We start from the raw sequence: 17,503 nt of genomic DNA on the forward strand, positions 1-17,503 counted from the left end.
GATCAAGATAATGCCGTCAGTTTCCTATGACCGAACTCAGGTTGCTCATTGGTTAGGTCATGCGACCTTGGCCAAGGCGCGAGATTATTCGCGAGCCGTTTCGCAACTCCACTGGCAGGGCAATATGCTCACGGCCAAGGTACAGGGAACCGAAAAACGCCCCTACGCAGTGGTTATCTACTTCCACGATAAACAAAACCAGTTACGCATTGAGGGCGAATGCTCGTGCCCCGTGGGCTTTAACTGTAAACACGTTGCCGCCGTTCTTTTAGCGGGCCTCGAAGAGCAAGAACCCACTGCCACCGGTGCGCGGCCTGAGTTACTACGTTGGCTAGAGGCTTTTCGCGCTCAACAGACAACTTCTATTGCGGCTAAAAAACCCACCCAAACCTTAGCCTATGTCTTGGCATGGTCAGAACACCGACAGCACCATGAAATTCGGCTATTCAAAGCAAAGTTAGATAAAGACGGCATCGTCCGCAGTATCGATCAACAGTGGAACAATATTGAGCCCGCGCTGGTTAAGCCGCCGAAATTCGTTACGCCTGAAGATTTTCAAATCCTGCGCGAACTGTGGATCGAACGACCGCGCAACGGCATGATGGCGTTTGAACTACAGGGTACCAGCGGCGCAGAGCTGATCCGCAAAATGATGGCCACGGGCCGGTTCTTTGTGATTGATTCCAATGAGCCTTTATATTTGGGCGAGCAACGTCCGGGTGAAGTTCAGTGGCAGCGCCTGCCCGATCATCGTCTGCGGCCCATATTGCAGGTTCAGCCTCAGGCATCATGGGTGTTGCCCACCACGCCGCCGTGGTATATCGATACACAAAGCGGTGAAGCGGGCACCGTTGAGCTCAATCACGCCTTTGCTCAGTTGGATGAGTTTTTGTCCATGCCCCCGATTTCACTGAGTGAAGCGCCGTTAGTGGCTGCGGTACTGGGCGAAGTCGCGCCCGAGTTGCCTTTGCCGCCGAGTATGAGTTCTTCAGAACTTCGCGTTATTGACGTCGAGCCCGTTCCCGTTTTGCAGCTTGATACCCAAAACGTCTATATGGGCGGTTTTGGCAACTATGGCTATCGTAATTGGCCTCTCGACTTTGCAACGTTTTCCTTCGATTACGATGGGATTAGCGTTGATCCTAAACAGGACACCACGCTATTCCCCGCTGACAACGGCAATGTGATTCAAATTCAGCGACGTAGCGATATTGAAAAACAACGCGCCAAAGAGCTCAAAAATTGCGGCCTAGAACTCATCACGCTAAGCGACAAAACTCGACCGCCTTCATTACCAGATACCATTTACGGTCTGCCAAACCCTGAAAGTTGGCCTTCGTTTGTCAGCCATACGCTTCCTACGTTGCAAAACAAAGGCTGGCGTATCGTGATGACCCATGATTCTAACTTCAATATTATTGAAATTAACGATATTAGCGGCAGCATCCAGTCAGGCGACGAAGGTTGGTTTGACGTTGAAATGGGTATTTTAGTCGGCGACCGTACCGTTCGACTCGAGCCGTTATTGGCTGACCTGTTTCGCCGCGATCGTCGCTGGTTAGACGGCGAGCTGGAAACTATCGACGATGATGAAGGCATTATTCTTAGCACCGAGCAAGGCGAGCGTTTACGTATTGCGGCCAATCGCCTCAAACCGGTCGTCCGCGTGCTTGTCGACCTATTCGCACAATTAGGTCATGGCAAAGAAACGCTGAAGGTTTCCGCGCTTGATGCTGGCCGTTTGGCCGCTTTAAGTGATACAGGACGCTGGCAGTTCCACGGAGAAACCTCTATTCAGGCTTTGGCTCAGCGTTTACAGGATGGGCCGGGATTACAGCTGGTGCCGGTTCCGGTTGGCCTTCAGGCAACGCTGCGTGGCTATCAGCATCAAGGCCTGAGCTGGATGCAGTTTCTACGCGAACAAAATATCTCAGGCGTACTGGCCGACGATATGGGGCTGGGCAAAACGGTGCAAACGCTGGCGCATATCCTGCTAGAAAAAGAGTCAGGCAGGCTCGACCGCCCTGCGCTTATCGTGGTGCCCACGACCTTAGTACACAACTGGCGCGAAGAAGCCGCCCGCTTTACCCCCGATCTTAATGTGCTGGTTCTCAGCGGGCCGCAGCGAAAAGATCATTTTGATCGCATCGAACAGTGCGATCTGATCTTGACCACCTATTCTCTGCTGTGGCGAGATCAGAAGGACCTCACCCAACATGATTACCACCTGTTGATCCTTGATGAGGCACAGTGCGTTAAAAATGCGACAACGCGTGCAGCCACCGCATTACGCGATCTCAATGCACGTCATCGTTTATGCTTAACCGGCACGCCGCTGGAAAATCATCTGGGTGAAATTTGGTCGTTATTCGACTTTTTGCTCCCCGGCTTTCTCGGCAGCCAAAAAGAGTTTAACCAGCGCTGGCGCGTGCCTATCGAAAGAGACGGTGATGCCGTGCGTCGTGACTTGCTGGTGCGACGCATCCGCCCATTCATGCTGCGTCGCCGTAAAGACGACGTCGCTACCGAGCTACCACCAAAAACCACGCTGCTTCGTACCGTTGAACTAAAGGGCTCACAGCGCGATCTGTATGAAACGGTACGCACCGCGATGCAGGAAAAAGTTCGCACCGCGATTGATTCTCAAGGTATGGCGCGCAGCCATATTATCGTTTTAGACGCATTGCTAAAACTGCGCCAAGTTTGTTGCGATCCTCGTTTGGTCAATTTAGAAAAAGCGGCATTGGTGAAAGAATCAGCCAAGCTTGAACTGCTGCTCGAACTCCTGCCTGAGATGATCGATGAAGGTCGCCGTATCCTTCTGTTCTCCCAGTTCACCGGCATGTTGGATTTAATCTCGCAGGCATTGGATAAAGCCGGCATTGCCTACGTCACGTTGACCGGTTCGACGGCGGATCGGCATGCGCCAGTCCAACGTTTTCAGCGGGGCGAAGTTCCCCTGTTTTTAATCAGCTTAAAAGCTGGTGGCGTTGGGTTAAATCTGACTGCGGCGGATACGGTGATCCATTACGATCCGTGGTGGAATCCCGCGGCTGAAAATCAGGCGACCGACCGTGCGCACCGAATGGGGCAAGACAAACCGGTGTTCGTTTACAAACTGATTGCCGCTGGCAGCATTGAAGAGAAAATCGTGGCGCTACAGGATAAAAAAGCCGCGCTGGCTGACAGCATTTTGTCTGAGGACACCAGTGGTACGACGAAGTTCTCGGCTGACGATCTTAGTGCGCTATTTGAGCCGATAAATTGAAGCCGTGCGGTAAGCCGCACGAACAGTTTTTCATTTTTCAAATCAGCGTTGAGGTGTAACATTTATCCTTAATTATTAAACGATTTTATCTTACCTATTAAAGGAATGCTTATGAGCTACCGCATGATTGCGCTTGATCTGGACGGCACCCTGCTAACCAGTCGTAAACAGATACTTCCTGAGTCGCTGGCTGCGCTAGATTTGGCACGCAAAGCAGGTTTAGAAGTGATGATCGTTACCGGTCGCCATCATATTGCCATTCATCCTTTCTATCAGGCACTTAACCTCAATACCCCGGCGATTTGCTGCAATGGCACCTATCTCTATGACTATCAGGCGCGCAGCGTGCTGGCATCAAACCCGTTGACCGCAGAGCAAGCTCATCAAGTGTTAGAACGCCTAAACGATGCTGATATCCACGGCCTGATGTACGTCGATGACGCTATGCTGTATCAGCAAACCAGTGGCCATGTCATTCGTTCTCATGCTTGGGCGGAATCTCTACCTGAGAATCAGCGCCCAACCCTACTTCAGGTTGAAAGCCTCCAGCAGGCCGCTAACGATGTTAAAGCCATCTGGAAGTTCGCTACCTCCGATACCGATATTGCCAAACTGCGCGCTTTCGCTGACGGTATCGAATCTGATCTGGGACTCGCCTGTGAATGGTCTTGGCACGATCAGGTCGACGTTGCGCAAGCGGGCAACAGCAAAGGTAATCGACTAGCTGAATACGTTGCGTCACGCGGCATTGATATGTCTGAAGTGATTGCCTTTGGCGATAACTTCAACGACATCAGCATGCTAGAAAACGTCGGGCTCGGTGTTGCTATGGGCAACAGCGCCGACGAAGTAAAAGCGCGTGCCAAAGCCGTTATCGGTGGAAATGAAGAAACATCTATTGCCGATTTCCTGAAGCAAAAAGTTCTGTAGTTTCATTCAACCGACTCCGCAAGATATCTATTCGAGCCAACCGTATTCGAGTCAACCGATGTTAAAGGGTGAGGGAGGTGTATTCCCTCACACCTTAGTTACGTTTTAGCTTGCTGCTCTTGATATCACTTCTCAGATATCATTTCTCAAATATGATTGAGCAGTAATCTAATCAGCCGCATCGCTGCGACGATGAACTCTAAAACAACAATTATTGCTGATAATAGACTCATCCGCTTGCTCCCTGCATAAGGAGCATGACGCCTGCATGACTTACCTTTACATTGCCTATCGCCACACTGGGATCACATGTTAGGGCGATCGTGCCATACTCCAAGCCAAGGCACCGGTCAGCACCACCTGTTCCAGCTAGGACTTAAGAAATCTTCTTTCATCCACATTGGCATGCCGCCCTAACAATACTGATTATATATACAGTTTCTCACGACTGTATATTTCGCCAAATTTACAACTATCTTAAGTTATTCGCGTATTGCGACGGGCATGAACCTATCGCTATACTCTTCCCGTTAGGGTGATCGTGCCGTACATTTTTCGCCTTCGGCAACCAACCGTTAGGCGCATAAACAAAAAACTCCGCACTAGGCGGAGTTTTTTGTTTTATTCATTTGCGAAGATTAACGACTGATCGACACGCTTTTAATCTGCGCATAGAGCTTTTGGTTCACGTGAATATTGAGTTCATCACGCGCCCACGGGGTGATTCGCGCCCATAAGATCGCCTCTCCCACCGATAGCTTCACTTCCACCTGCTCGTCGACGTCCAAGCACTCTACAACGGTCGCCGCTAAAATATTACGAATGCTCGTCGACGCGGGAGGCTCTAAAACTAACGAGACATCCGCAGCATTAATGCGTATGCGCAGTTGGCTATGCGGCGCAGCATCGAGTTTGCCCACCCAAATATGCTGCTCACCCAACGATAATGCCGTCATGGCATAGTGCTCATGATGCTTTAATACGCTGACATTGAGCACGCTGCTCTGCTCTTCTTTTGCAGCCAAGGACGTAATGCGCTGCTCGCCCAAACATCTTCAAGCTTGCCAAACGCACGGACTTGGCCTTGGTCAAGCAGCAACACATATTCAGCCAAACGTAAAATTTCATCCATGCTGTGGCTAACATAAAGGATGGGGATATTCACGTCTTGCGCCAAGCGCTCTAGATACGGGAGAAGCTCACGTTTACGCGGTACATCTAACGAAGCTAAGGGTTCGTCCATTAATAAAACTTCTGGAGCTGTTAACAACGCACGTCCGATTGCTACGCGTTGTTTTTCACCCCCTGACAGGCTAAATGGAAAACGGTCTAGCAGGGCCTCAATACCCAACAGTTTAACGATGCTGTCAAACTGCGGGTGCATCGATGCAGCCATGCCATATTCCAGATTTCCACGCACGCGATAATGGGGAAATAAACGCGCATCCTGAAAAACGTAGCCAATGCGGCGCTTTTCAGGCGGTAAACAAATGCGGCGCGCAGTATCGACCAATGCCCTACCGTTGAGCACGACAGACCCTTTTTGCGGGCGAGTCAGCCCACCGATCACATTAATAAGCGAAGTTTTTCCCGCACCGGATAACCCAAAAATAGCCGTGATACCCGTTGAGGGAAGCGTTGCTTTAACGTCGAGATTCAAATCGCCAAGGCGCTGATGTATATCAAGCTCTAGCATGCGTCTTAGCCCCCCAACCGCTTCTGGCTCCATCGTGCCAGCCATTCAGACAGCAGCAATGAAACCAAAGATAAAACAATCGCAATGGCACACAGGCGAGCAGCATCCGCTTCTGCACCCGGCGTTTCAATTAGGGTATACATCGCCAGAGGAATCGTTCGGGTTTCACCAGGAATATTGGATACAAAGGTGATGGTTGCGCCAAATTCACCGAGTGAACGAGCAAACGCCAGCACGGTTCCAGCCAGAATGCCAGGGAACGAGAGCGGCAGCGTGATGGTGAAAAATACCCGCCATGGGTTTGCCCCCAGAGTACGGGCAGCCTGCTCCAGTTTAGAGTCAACCGCCGCTAACGCGAGCCGAATGGCACGAACCATTAGAGGAAAAGCCACCACCGCTGAAGCTAACGCAGCACCATGCCAGCTAAAACTGAAACTAAAACCAAACCAGTCATAAAGCCATGCGCCAATCACGCCCTTACGTCCCATGCCGATTAATAGCAAATAGCCAATAACGACCGGAGGTAAAACCAGCGGCAGATGAATAATGCTATCAAGCAGAGACTTGCCGGGGAAATTGCAACGCACCAGCACCCACGCAGTAAAAATACCGACTGGAAGGCTAAAGATAACGGCCGTCCCTGCAACCTGTAGGCTCAGGACGACCGCTTCCCACTCATATGCACTCAGAAACATTAGCGCGGGGTAAATCCATAACGAGTGAAGATCGCTGCGGCTTCTGGCGTGCGCAGATAGTCATAAAATGCTTTTACCGCTGGCGTTTGTTTGTCTTTCACAATGGCCATTGGGTATTCAACAGGTTTATGCGAATCCGCTGGGAAAATCCCAACAACTTTCACTTTTTGCTTGCGACAGCATCAGAGCCGTAAACAATACCTAAAGGCGCTTCATCGCGTTCAACCAAGGCCAGCGCGGCGCGCACATCGTTAGCCCGTGCCATGAGTGGAGATAGCTCATCCCACGCGCCCAATTTCTGTAATGCTTCTTTCGCATAGATGCCCGCAGGAACGTGATCAGGATCGCCCACCGCCAAACGGCCACCGTTCAACAATGCTTTCCAATCGGTTTTTTTATCAATATTCACTTTATCGATTTTGCTGTCTTTTGAAGCGACCAACACCAGTTCGTTGCCCAACAGCGTGATGCGGGTATCAGCAACCATCGCTTTTTTATCAATAGCGAAATCCATCCACTGCTGGTCTGCAGAGATGAAGAGGTCTGCTGGAGCGCCTTGGTCAATTTGGCGTGCAAGCGTGGAAGAGGAAGCAAAGGAAGACACAACTTTTACGTCTTTTCCTTTTTCATACTGTGCGGCAATATCTTGCAGTGCGTTAGTTAAGGACGCCGCCGCAAATACGGTAACTTTTTCTTGTGCGATAGCAACCTGACTAACGCCAACGGCCAGAACGGTACCTACAACCAACTTATTCCATGCTTTCATCAGTGACCCCATTAAAATGATGTGATGCCCATACGTTATGTATTTGATTATATGACGTGAGCAACATCAGTGTCACTGACAATATCGGTGCGATATCGGTAAACATGAAGTGAGTTTGATTTATCGAAAAAGTTTGCGGCGTCTCAAACAAAAACGCCCAGCGATTATCGCTGGGCGTTTCGTAAAAATATCACGTTTTAGTGATTAGAACGTTTTTCATCAGAATGACCAACGCCGGAGACAATGTTAAACACTTCTCCCAAGCCATAAATCAAGCCAAGAATGGCAGCCATAACCACGGGAACCATGATTGCAGCAAATACCAGACTCTTTAATAATTCCAACATAACAGCCTCACTCAGTGTTGGTTGCAGCAATTCAGCCACACTATCTCATACTGACTCATAATACAGAATCTCGCTGCATATATTAAACAGCTTAGCGCAAATTGTACGCCCTAAACGTGCGGTCTGAAGTTATTCGCATATGCGGTTTGCGTCTTGGGGGCGTTATCAGCGAAAATGAAAGCATAACCTGTGAAGGATGAACCCTAATGCAAGCCGAAATTTTACTGACGCTAAAACTCCAGCAACGCCTGTTTGCCGATCCGCGTCGGATTGAATTACTCAAACAGGTCCGCCACACCGGTTCTATCAGTCAGGGCGCGAAGCTAGCTGGGATCAGCTACAAAAGCGCTTGGGATGCCGTGAATGAGATGAACCAGCTTTCCGAAGAGTCATTGGTCGATCGCGCAACCGGCGGTAAAGGCGGCGGCGGTGCCAAAATCACCCGCTACGGCGAGCGCCTGATTGCCCTTTACGATCTTCTTGGGCAGATCCAGCAAAAAGCGTTCGACGTACTAAACAAAGACGATCTTCCCCTAGACAGCCTGCTAGCCGCGATCGCGCGTTTCTCTTTACAAACCAGCGCCCGTAACCAGTTTTTTGGTACCGTCACCGAACGCGACCACCAGCAGGTACAGCAGCACATCAGCGTACTGCTCGCCGATGGAAAAACCTTGCTGCGCGCCGCCATCACGGAGCAAAGCGCCGAGCGTTTAGCGCTGGCTCCCGGTAAAGAAGTATTGGTATTAATCAAAGCCCCGTGGGTGAAATTAACCACCGACGCGGCGCTCGCTCATGCCGCAGATAACAACTTAACCGGCAAAGTGAGCCACATTCAGTCGGGTGCCGAAAACAGCGAAGTACTGGTACAACTCGACGGCGGCGTTACGCTCTGTTCTACCGTTGATAACCAAACCATGGCTCATCTGAAGCTAAGCATAGGTGAAACGGTAACGGCGCAGTTCAATGCCGATCAGGTGATTTTGGCCACCTTAGCCTAAACGCCGACACTGATAAAATAGCGCTCCCTCTTTAATCGGAGGGATATAGTGCCGTTATCATTCTTTCGTATGAAATCTCCCGCTGCTAGCCTTGACACTCCACGACGCACTGATTATCCCTAATAGCTGAAAACTTTTTAGGGAGCCGCGTGCCGTATGACCTCATTAAGCTTTAGCCAAGCCCGTTTTCGCCTCGGCGACACTCGAACACTTTTTTTTACCCGAACTCACCCTTCATTCTGGCGAGAGCTGGGCATTTGTCGGTGCAAACGGCAGTGGAAAATCAGCGCTGGCGCGGGCGCTCACGCAGGACTTACCACAGCTTAATGGCGAAGCAACATCGGCATTCGTTCACCCTATCCGCCTCTCGTTTGAGCAATTGCAAAAGCTTCTTAGCGACGAATGGCAGCGTAATAACACCGACATGCTTAGCGAAGGTGAAGATGATACCGGCAGCACTACCGCCGAAATTATTCAGTCTGAAGTAAAAGACTCAAAACGCTGCCAACAATTAGCCGCTCAGTTTGGTATTGAGCCGTTGCTCGACCGTCGCTTTAAATACCTCTCGACCGGTGAAACGCGTAAAGCTTTGCTGTGCCAAACGCTGATGAGCCAGCCTGATTTGCTGGTGTTGGACGAACCCTTTGATGGATTAGACGTTAACTCGCGGGCGCAATTAGCGCAGATGCTGCAAATGCTAAACGCTCAGGGGGTGACTACGGTTTTAGTACTCAACCGGTTTGATGATATCCCTGATTTTATTGAGCATGTTGGGGTACTGGCTGAATGCGAGCTCACCCACGTGGGTAACCGTCTAGATGTCCTATCACAGGCATTAGTCGCGCAGCTAGCTCACAGTGAAAACCTTGCGGATATGCGATTGCCTGAAACTGAAGATCCTCGTCAACAGGATCAATTACCCCACGATCAGCCACGTATCATTCTTAAAAATGGTCATGTTCACTACAATGATCGCCCCATTCTCAACCATCTTGATTGGCAGGTCGATCCTCAACAGCATTGGCAAATCGTCGGCCCTAACGGCGCAGGTAAATCTACGCTGCTCAGCTTGATCACCGGCGATCACCCGCAGGGATATAGCAACGATCTCACGTTGTTTGGCCGTCGTCGCGGCAGCGGTGAAACCATTTGGGATATCAAAAAACACATTGGCTATGTGAGCAGCAACCTGCATCTGGAATATCGCGTTAGCATCAGCTTGCGTAACGTCATTTTGTCCGGCTTTTTAGATTCCATTGGTATTTATCAAGCTACGTCCGACAGGCAGGAAAAGCTGACCGACCAATGGCTGGAAATGCTGGGCATGCAGGCGCTAAGCCATCATCCTTTCCACGATCTCTCATGGGGACAACAGCGTTTGGCGCTGATCGCCCGTGCGTTAGTGAAACACCCCGCATTGCTAATTTTAGATGAGCCATTACAAGGGCTTGATCCTATTAACCGCCAACTGGTTAAGCGCTGGATTGATATTCTGATGACCGACGGCAATAGCCAGCTGCTGTTTGTTTCTCATCACGCAGAAGATGCTCCCGAGTGCATAACCCACCGCCTGACGTTTATCGCCGAAGGCGATACCTATCGGTACCAAACCGATCGGTTATAACGCACTGCTCATCTGCTTTGCCTCTTTTTACAGGGCTTTAGTTACCTTAAAGCCCGCTTCTCAGAGCAGTTAACTAATTTCTCTGTGTTATCATTCAAGCTTAAATATAAAACACAAAGGAATATCTATGTGGGGTGCTCTAGCCGCTTCCTTAGCCGTGCTTTCATTTCAGCGACAGCTATCTGCTTTTTTACTTCTTTCTGCTACAGCGCTGGCGTTCAGCCAAGGCATTCTTAATTTTAATGCTTTAGCCTTTATGGCCGTTGTCGTGCTTGCTGGGCTAGCCCGCTATCGCTGGGAACATCAGCAAAAAGGCGGTTTCAACAGCGAAATATTATTAGTACTGGCCGCAATCGTGCTGTTTCTACACATGGTGCCCGGCTTCAATAATCCTAAAATTCTCGACAAAGTGATTGCCGGTCCACACAGCGCGCCGTTCTCGATGTACTACAACTTCGACAAAGCGCTGGTTCCTTTTATTCTCTTACTTGCTCTGCCTACCTTATTCCGTGCACCTATTGCAGAGTCACGACCGGCGTGGAATTGGGTTGTGCTTGGCGTTAGCGTTCCGGCTTTATTACTTATCGCCGTGGCGCTTGGCGGCTTGCGGATTGAACTTCATCAGCCCGCGTGGCTATGGCAATTTGCTCTCGCGAATCTGTTCTTTGTCTCTCTGGCAGAAGAAGCGCTCTTTCGTGGCTATCTACAGCAGCGCCTCAGCGGCTGGCTAGGTCACCTTCCCGCGCTGTTGATTACGGCGGTTATTTTCGGTTTAGCGCATTTTGCTGGCGGTTGGCTGATGGTGATTTTTGCTGGATTAGCGGGCGTAATATATGGCCTAGCATGGATGTGGAGCGGTCGGCTATGGGTAGCGACGCTGTTCCACTTTGCGCTAAATATCATTCATCTCTTGTTCTTTACCTACCCGATGTATCACGCGTAATTCTTAAATTAGTCTGCCTCACGGGTCTTCGTCAGAAGGCCCTATTTTTATCGCTCACGCTTTTATATTTTTCACTGTGTAACCGTTACCACTCATTCTCGATTTATCTGAACTTGCAGACAGCTTTGTCACACCTCACAATAGACCTTTATCGGAATCTAAGCCGTTTGCATTGTTGTGTAAACGATTCCATTTATTTAGCATAGATCACCTTTTTCACGGTTTTCTCATGCTACCTTTACTGCATTGAATGTTCCAAAGGAGCGAATCATGATTGTTTTAGTTACTGGTGGTAGCGGTTACATTGGCAGCCATACCTGCGTACAGTTAATCACCGCTGGGCATACGCCGATCATCTTAGACAATCTTTGCAATAGCAAAGCCAGCGTTTTGGAACGCATCAACACCCTGACCGGCACCACGCCAACCCTTTATCAAGGTGACATTCGCGATCGCTTGTTGCTTGACCGTATTTTCGCGGAAAACCAGATTGATTCGGTGATCCACTTTGCAGGGCTAAAAGCCGTCGGTGAATCAGTACAAAAACCGCTGGAATACTACGATAACAACGTTAGCGGTACGTTAACGCTGCTAGAAGCAATGCGCGAAGCGAATGTCAAAAATATGATTTTCAGCTCTTCCGCAACCGTGTATGGCGATCAGTCAAAAATTCCTTACGTTGAAGATTTCCCTACCGGAAACCCATCAAGCCCTTATGGCCGCAGCAAACTGATGGTTGAGCAAATCCTCGAAGACCTGCACCGTGCCGATCCGGAATGGAGCGTTAGCCTGTTGCGCTATTTCAATCCGGTTGGCGCTCACCCATCTGGATTGATGGGTGAAGACCCGCAGGGCATTCCTAATAACCTGATGCCGTATATCGCTCAGGTTGCCGTTGGCCGCCGTGATTCTCTAGCTATCTTCGGCAATGACTATCCGACCGAAGATGGCACTGGCGTACGTGATTACATCCACGTCGTCGATTTAGCCGACGGGCATTTGGCCGCACTCAACGTGATGACGAACAAGCCCGGCGTGCATATTTACAACCTTGGCGCAGGCGTGGGTTATAGCGTGCTGCAAGTGGTTAACGCCTTCAGCAAAGCCTGTGGCAAACCGGTGAATTACCACTTTGCACCGCGTCGCGCAGGCGATCTTGCCGCGTACTGGGCGGATTCAACCCGCGCAGACAAAGACCTCAACTGGCGCGTCACCCGCACGCTGGACGATATGGCGCAGGACACCTGGCGCTGGCAGTCACAGAATCCGCAGGGCTATCCCGAATAAGTACCTGAATAATATTTAAAGGAGCACCGATAATGACCACATTTAATCCGGTCGATCACCCTCATCGCCGTTATAACCCATTGACCGATCAGTGGGTGTTGGTCTCTCCGCACCGTGCCAAACGCCCGTGGCAGGGTGCACAGGAAACGCCGTCGAATCAAACGCTGCCACAGCATGATCCAGACTGTTTTCTGTGTGCGGGCAATACGCGTGTTACCGGCGATAAAAATCCCGATTACACCGGCACCTATGTTTTTACTAACGACTTTGCGGCGCTGATGCCAGATACCCCAGACGCACCGCAAAACAACGATCCTCTAATGCGCTGTGAGAGCGCGCGTGGTACCAGCCGCGTTATCTGTTTCTCACCCGATCACAGCAAAACGTTGCCCGAACTTTCCTTACCGGCTCTTGAAGAGATTGTGAAGACTTGGCAAACGCAAAGCGCCGATCTTGGGAAAACCTATCCGTGGGTGCAGGTATTTGAAAATAAAGGCGCCGCGATGGGCTGTTCTAACCCGCATCCGCACGGACAAATTTGGGCTAATAGTTTCCTCCCTAATGAAGCTGCGCGCGAAGATCGCCTACAGCAAACCTATTTCGAACAGCATAAAACGCCGATGCTGCTGGACTATGCCAAGCGCGAAATGGCCGACGGCAGCCGTACCGTGGTGGAAACCGAACATTGGATTGCCGTGGTTCCGTACTGGGCCGCGTGGCCTTTTGAAACGCTGTTGCTGCCGAAAACGCATATCTTGCGCATTACCGATCTCAATGCAGAGCAGCGTGCCGATTTAGCCATTGCATTGAAAAAACTCACCAGCCGCTACGACAACCTGTTCCAGTGCTCTTTCCCTTACTCTATGGGCTGGCACGGTGCACCGTTCCATGAGGTTGACTGTGTTCACTGGCAGTTGCACGCACATTTCTATCCCCCACTGTTGCGCTCTGCAACCGTGCGTAAATTTATGGTCGGCTACGAAATGCTGGCCGAAACTCAGCGCGATTTAACGCCTGAGCAAGCCGCTGAACGTCTACGCGCAGTAAGTGACGTCCATTACCGTGAAGCCAACGTCAAATAAGGAAACGAAAATGAGTCTGCAACAACTTACTACCGTGACACAGGATATTTTTAATCGTTATTTTGGCTATGCTCCGGCAATGACGGTACAAGCTCCCGGCCGTGTGAACCTGATCGGCGAGCATACGGATTACAACGATGGTTTCGTCTTACCCTGCGCTATCGATTATCAAACCGTGATTAGCTGCGCTAAGCGTGACGATCGCAAAGTGCGCGTGATTGCCGCCGACTACGATAATCAACAAGATGAATTCTCTCTTGATGCCCCATTTGAATCCCATCCCACCATGATGTGGAGCAACTACGTGCGCGGCGTACTGAAATATCTGCAAATCCGCAATCCTAACTTCGGCGGCGCAGACCTAGTGATCAGCGGCAACGTACCACAAGGTGCCGGGCTGAGTTCATCGGCTTCGCTTGAGGTTGCCGTGGGGCAGGCCTTCCAAGCACTGTACGATCTGCCTTTAGACGGCGTTCAGTTGGCGTTAAACGGACAGGAAGCGGAAAACAAGTTTGTCGGCTGCAACTGCGGCATCATGGATCAGCTGATCTCCGCGCTGGGCGAAGAAAAGCACGCGCTGCTGATTGACTGCCGCTCGCTGGCGACGCGTTCGGTTCCTATGCCAAAAGACGTGGCCATCGTGATTATCAATTCCAACGTTAAGCGTGGATTGGTCGATAGCGAATACAATACTCGCCGTCAGCAATGCGAAGCCGCAGCGCAGTATTTCAATGTAAAAGCCCTGCGTGATGTCACGCTGGCCGAATTCGAAGCCAAACAGGCGGGATTGGAAGCACTGACCGCACGCCGCGCCCGTCATGTGATCACTGAAAATGACCGCACTGAAGCCGCTGCCAAAGCGCTTGCCGCAGGCGATCTCAAACTGATGGGCACATTGATGGCGGAATCTCATGCTTCAATGCGCGATGATTTTGAAATCACCGTTAAACCTATCGATACGCTGGTTGAAATTGTGAAGGACGTCATCGGAGAACGCGGCGGTGTTCGCATGACCGGCGGCGGCTTTGGCGGCTGTATCGTCGCCCTGATGCCGTTAGACTTGGTTGAGGAAGTTCGTGCTACCGTTGAGCGCGAATATCCAGCGCAAACCGGCCTGAAAGAAACCTTCTATGTCTGCTATCCATCACAAGGAGCCAGCGTATGCTAAATTTCGCTGATACCTCCCGAGCACCGGACGGCGAACCGTTTCAATTCACCACGCTAACCAACGCCGCTGGCAGCATTGCCACTTTTATGGACTGGGGCGCAACGTGGCTTTCATGCCAGATCGCACTGAGCGACGGCAGTCTGCGTGAAGTTTTGCTCGGCTGCCAAACGCCCGAGCAGTTTACCGAACAGGGCGCTTTTTTGGGGGCTACGGTAGGTCGTTATGCCAACCGTATCGCTAAAGCACAGTATGTGTATCAAGGTGAAACCGTCGTTTTACATCCGAGCCAAGGCGAAAACCAGCTTCACGGCGGGCCAGAAGGATTCGACAAACGCCGTTGGAAACGCATTTCACACGATACCCAACATGTGACCTATCAGTTGGACTCTGCCGATGGCGATCAGGGTTTCCCAGGCAACCTCATTGCTCAAGCAACCTATCGGCTCACGGAAGATAACCGCGTTGAGATTAGCTGGCAGGCAAAAGTGGATAAGACCTGTCCGGTGAATTTAACCAACCATGCCTATTTCAATTTAGACGGCGATGGCTGCACGACCGATGCATTAGCGCAAAAGCTACAGCTTTTTGCCGATCACTATCTTCCGGTGGAAAGCGACGGGATCCCCTGCGGAGATCTTACCGATGTCAGTGGCTCAGGCATGGATTTCCGTAAGGCGAAAACCGTGCAACAGGATCTGCTAAAAGATCGCTGCCAGCAGCGCGTGAAAGGCTACGATCACGCCTATTTGCTGCACAGCACCTGTCATCATGCAGAACACCCTGCCGCAATACTTACCGCAGCCGACGCTAAGCTAGAGATGCAGGTTTTTACCGATGCCCCTGCGCTTCAGCTCTACAGCGGTAACTTTTTGGCCGGAACGCCCGATCGCCGCGGAGCGCAATATGCGGCTTATGCTGGTGTGGCATTAGAAAGTGAGTTTTTACCTGACAGCCCGAATCATCCTGAATGGCCACAGCCGGATTGCTTTATTAAGCCGGGTGAGGTTTATCAAGCGGCAACAACGTATTGGTTTGTGGTGAAGGGATAGCAGCCCAAATATAGGTATGACATAAATTACGTCCGCCCAAAATATTGAGTCTTACATCTACACCGTACAGGCGTCCGTGTTAGGGGGCCAATCGCCGCCCCCTAACAACCCGGCTTGGCACCGTTCTTCAGCCTGCTTCGCAGGTTCCCTCATCTCGTCATTCCGGCTTTAACGGAACGAACGGCAATCGCCATCCTGGCTCCTCCGTTCTTTCGCCGACATCCCTGTCGCCGAATCCTAGCCTTCATTCCTCTATTCGGCTGAAAAACAACGTGCCGGAAAAGGTCAAAATCAAATTCAAAAGATTTTATTTGTTTATGTCTTGGGAGAAAGAGCAACGCTAACAGGATGTTAGCGTTAGGGGAGGAGGCGCCAAGGATGGCGCATGCCGACCCGGCGCGGAGATGGCGTCTCGGATAAAAGCGCGAGAGTGCAGAGACCACGCGCTGGTGGTCTCTGCCCGTATGCCTTCACCAATGCAGCAATGAAGCTCGGTATGAACTGGCAGACGGAATATTACACGAATACACCATAAGTCATCGGCATACCGAATCTCATGCCTGCACCACAGAACGCTTAAAACCCATTCTTAATCCCTTTCATATCAGGCAGCTTATGCGCTATCCCTTTATGACAGTCGATACAGGTTTTTCCGTCCTGAATGGCTTGGTCGTGCATTTTTCCTGCTACGGTTTTCTGTGCCGTGAAGTCCATGTATTCAAAGTTGTGGCAGTTACGACACTCCTGAGAATCATTGCCTTTCATACGTGCCCATTCATTTTCAGCCATCACTAAACGATGTGCTTCAAACTTTTGCGGCGTATCAATCAAGCCAAAAGCTTTAGCGTACAGCTCTTTACTGGCCTTGATTTTACGTACAATTTTAGGCACCCACTCATGTGGAACATGGCAATCTGGGCAGGTTGCGCGCACACCGCTGCGGTTGGTGTAGTGAACGGTATCCATATATTCCTGATACACGTTGTCGCGCATTTCATGGCAGCTGATACAGAACTTTTCCGTATTCGCCATTTCCATACCGGTATTGAAACCGCCCCAGAAAATAATCCCGGCGACAAAACCCAGCAGCAGCAGCGTGCCTAAAGCCAAACGGCTTGGGCGACGCCACCATTGCCACACGCGGCGAATCATGCCCGGTTTTTTCTGCTCGGTCGGCTTGTTGTCTACTTCTTTATTATCCAGCATAGCGGCTCCTGTTACTGCCCAAAGCCCGGTGCGGCCTGGAAGCTATTACCTACAATCGGTGGTGCATCACTTTGCGGTACGTGGCATTGCAGACAGAAGTAACGACGTGGCGCAACTTCTCCCAGCACTTTGCCGTTAGCATCCATAAAGTGAGTTGGGCTAATGCGCGGCGCACCGGTGGTACGGTAATGCTCAACGCCGTGGCATTGCAGGCAGCGGTTGGTATTTTTGCTAATCTGATAGCCATCTACGCTATGCGGGATCATCGGCGGCTGGTTTACATAGTTCAGCGCCATACGCTCTTGCTGCTTAGGCATTTTAATCTGCCCTTCTGCCGTTCCCGAAACTTCCGGTGATTGACTTAAATCGACGTCGCTGGCCGCATATACAGCGCCAGCCACAGACAATGACAGCACGACGGCCTGTAACATTGCCCAAAGCGAA

Annotated in this window: 12 protein-coding genes and 3 pseudogenes; 9 read left to right on the forward strand and 6 right to left on the reverse strand. The window is 50.8% G+C overall.

From position 1 onward, the window contains the following. Positions 1-10: 10 nt before the first annotated feature. Positions 11-3,268, forward strand: a complete 3,258-nt coding sequence (locus DSM2777_RS18845; RefSeq protein WP_061554853.1) for a DEAD/DEAH box helicase — start codon at positions 11-13, stop codon at positions 3,266-3,268. Positions 3,269-3,379: 111 nt separating this feature from the next. After that, positions 3,380-4,198 carry a pyridoxal phosphatase gene (locus DSM2777_RS18850; RefSeq protein ID WP_046457665.1) on the forward strand — a complete coding sequence of 273 codons (819 nt, stop codon included), beginning with the start codon at positions 3,380-3,382 and terminating at the stop codon, positions 4,196-4,198. A 638-nt stretch (positions 4,199-4,836) separates the two neighbouring features. Here the strand turns inward: DSM2777_RS18850 and modC are convergent. The 4 genes and pseudogenes from modC to DSM2777_RS18870 all read right to left on the reverse strand — a co-directional run bounded on the left by modC (position 4,837) and on the right by DSM2777_RS18870 (position 7,702). Then, positions 4,837-5,894: pseudogene (gene modC, locus DSM2777_RS18855) on the reverse strand (molybdenum ABC transporter ATP-binding protein ModC). A 5-nt stretch (positions 5,895-5,899) separates the two neighbouring features. Further along, a complete protein-coding gene (gene modB / locus DSM2777_RS18860) occupies positions 5,900-6,589 on the reverse strand; it encodes a molybdate ABC transporter permease subunit (RefSeq protein WP_040045492.1) in 690 nt (229 codons plus the stop codon). Then, positions 6,589-7,355, reverse strand: a pseudogene (gene modA, locus DSM2777_RS18865) (molybdate ABC transporter substrate-binding protein). Before modA ends, modB begins: the two are co-directional and overlap by 1 nt. A gap of 197 nt (positions 7,356-7,552) precedes the next feature. Next, positions 7,553-7,702 carry an AcrZ family multidrug efflux pump-associated protein gene (locus tag DSM2777_RS18870; protein WP_040045565.1) on the reverse strand — a complete coding sequence of 50 codons (150 nt, stop codon included), beginning with the start codon at positions 7,700-7,702 and terminating at the stop codon, positions 7,553-7,555. Positions 7,703-7,908: 206 nt separating this feature from the next. Between DSM2777_RS18870 and modE the strand changes: the two genes are divergently transcribed. The 7 genes and pseudogenes from modE to galM all read left to right on the forward strand — a co-directional run bounded on the left by modE (position 7,909) and on the right by galM (position 15,853). After that, positions 7,909-8,700 carry a molybdenum-dependent transcriptional regulator gene (gene modE / locus DSM2777_RS18875; RefSeq protein WP_061554854.1) on the forward strand — a complete coding sequence of 264 codons (792 nt, stop codon included), beginning with the start codon at positions 7,909-7,911 and terminating at the stop codon, positions 8,698-8,700. A 156-nt stretch (positions 8,701-8,856) separates the two neighbouring features. Then, a pseudogene (gene modF / locus DSM2777_RS18880) lies at positions 8,857-10,324 on the forward strand (molybdate ABC transporter ATP-binding protein ModF). Between the two features lie 127 nt (positions 10,325-10,451). Next, positions 10,452-11,267, forward strand: a complete 816-nt coding sequence (locus tag DSM2777_RS18885) for a CPBP family intramembrane glutamic endopeptidase (RefSeq protein ID WP_061554855.1) — start codon at positions 10,452-10,454, stop codon at positions 11,265-11,267. Between the two features lie 270 nt (positions 11,268-11,537). After that, the gene (galE, locus tag DSM2777_RS18890; RefSeq protein ID WP_061554856.1) at positions 11,538-12,554 is read left to right on the forward strand and encodes a UDP-glucose 4-epimerase GalE; all 1,017 of its coding nucleotides are present in this window, start codon (positions 11,538-11,540) and stop codon (positions 12,552-12,554) included. 32 nt (positions 12,555-12,586) lie between these two features. After that, positions 12,587-13,636 carry a galactose-1-phosphate uridylyltransferase gene (gene galT, locus DSM2777_RS18895; RefSeq protein ID WP_061554857.1) on the forward strand — a complete coding sequence of 350 codons (1,050 nt, stop codon included), beginning with the start codon at positions 12,587-12,589 and terminating at the stop codon, positions 13,634-13,636. Between the two features lie 10 nt (positions 13,637-13,646). Further along, positions 13,647-14,804 carry a galactokinase gene (gene galK, locus DSM2777_RS18900; protein WP_046457671.1) on the forward strand — a complete coding sequence of 386 codons (1,158 nt, stop codon included), beginning with the start codon at positions 13,647-13,649 and terminating at the stop codon, positions 14,802-14,804. After that, the gene (gene galM, locus DSM2777_RS18905) at positions 14,798-15,853 is read left to right on the forward strand and encodes a galactose-1-epimerase (protein ID WP_061554858.1); all 1,056 of its coding nucleotides are present in this window, start codon (positions 14,798-14,800) and stop codon (positions 15,851-15,853) included. The genes galK and galM overlap by 7 nt, the downstream gene beginning before the upstream one ends. 576 nt (positions 15,854-16,429) lie before the next feature. Here the strand turns inward: galM and napC are convergent. Both napC and napB read right to left on the reverse strand, forming a co-directional pair. Beyond that, a complete protein-coding gene (gene napC, locus DSM2777_RS18910; protein ID WP_040045484.1) occupies positions 16,430-17,059 on the reverse strand; it encodes a cytochrome c-type protein NapC in 630 nt (209 codons plus the stop codon). 11 nt (positions 17,060-17,070) lie between these two features. Next, entirely contained in the window at positions 17,071-17,490 is a 420-nt protein-coding gene (napB, locus tag DSM2777_RS18915) for a nitrate reductase cytochrome c-type subunit (RefSeq protein ID WP_230599750.1), read from the reverse strand. Between the last annotated feature and the right edge of the window lie 13 nt (positions 17,491-17,503).

Origin of the sequence: Obesumbacterium proteus (assembly GCF_001586165.1) — a bacterium.
Lineage (GTDB): Bacteria > Pseudomonadota > Gammaproteobacteria > Enterobacterales > Enterobacteriaceae > Hafnia > Hafnia protea.

Excerpts from the sequence above, each read along its gene's own strand:
- DSM2777_RS18845 (WP_061554853.1), top strand. The coding sequence starts at position 11 with ATGCCGTCAGTTTCCTATGACCGAACTCAGGTTGCTCATTGGTTAGGT.
- DSM2777_RS18850 (WP_046457665.1), top strand. The coding sequence starts at position 3,380 with ATGAGCTACCGCATGATTGCGCTTGATCTGGACGGCACCCTGCTAACC.
- modB (WP_040045492.1), bottom strand. The coding sequence starts at position 6,589 with ATGTTTCTGAGTGCATATGAGTGGGAAGCGGTCGTCCTGAGCCTACAG.
- DSM2777_RS18870 (WP_040045565.1), bottom strand. The coding sequence starts at position 7,702 with ATGTTGGAATTATTAAAGAGTCTGGTATTTGCTGCAATCATGGTTCCC.
- modE (WP_061554854.1), top strand. The coding sequence starts at position 7,909 with ATGCAAGCCGAAATTTTACTGACGCTAAAACTCCAGCAACGCCTGTTT.
- DSM2777_RS18885 (WP_061554855.1), top strand. The coding sequence starts at position 10,452 with ATGTGGGGTGCTCTAGCCGCTTCCTTAGCCGTGCTTTCATTTCAGCGA.
- galE (WP_061554856.1), top strand. The coding sequence starts at position 11,538 with ATGATTGTTTTAGTTACTGGTGGTAGCGGTTACATTGGCAGCCATACC.
- galT (WP_061554857.1), top strand. The coding sequence starts at position 12,587 with ATGACCACATTTAATCCGGTCGATCACCCTCATCGCCGTTATAACCCA.
- galK (WP_046457671.1), top strand. The coding sequence starts at position 13,647 with ATGAGTCTGCAACAACTTACTACCGTGACACAGGATATTTTTAATCGT.
- galM (WP_061554858.1), top strand. The coding sequence starts at position 14,798 with ATGCTAAATTTCGCTGATACCTCCCGAGCACCGGACGGCGAACCGTTT.
- napC (WP_040045484.1), bottom strand. The coding sequence starts at position 17,059 with ATGCTGGATAATAAAGAAGTAGACAACAAGCCGACCGAGCAGAAAAAA.
- napB (WP_230599750.1), bottom strand. The coding sequence starts at position 17,490 with ATGTTACAGGCCGTCGTGCTGTCATTGTCTGTGGCTGGCGCTGTATAT.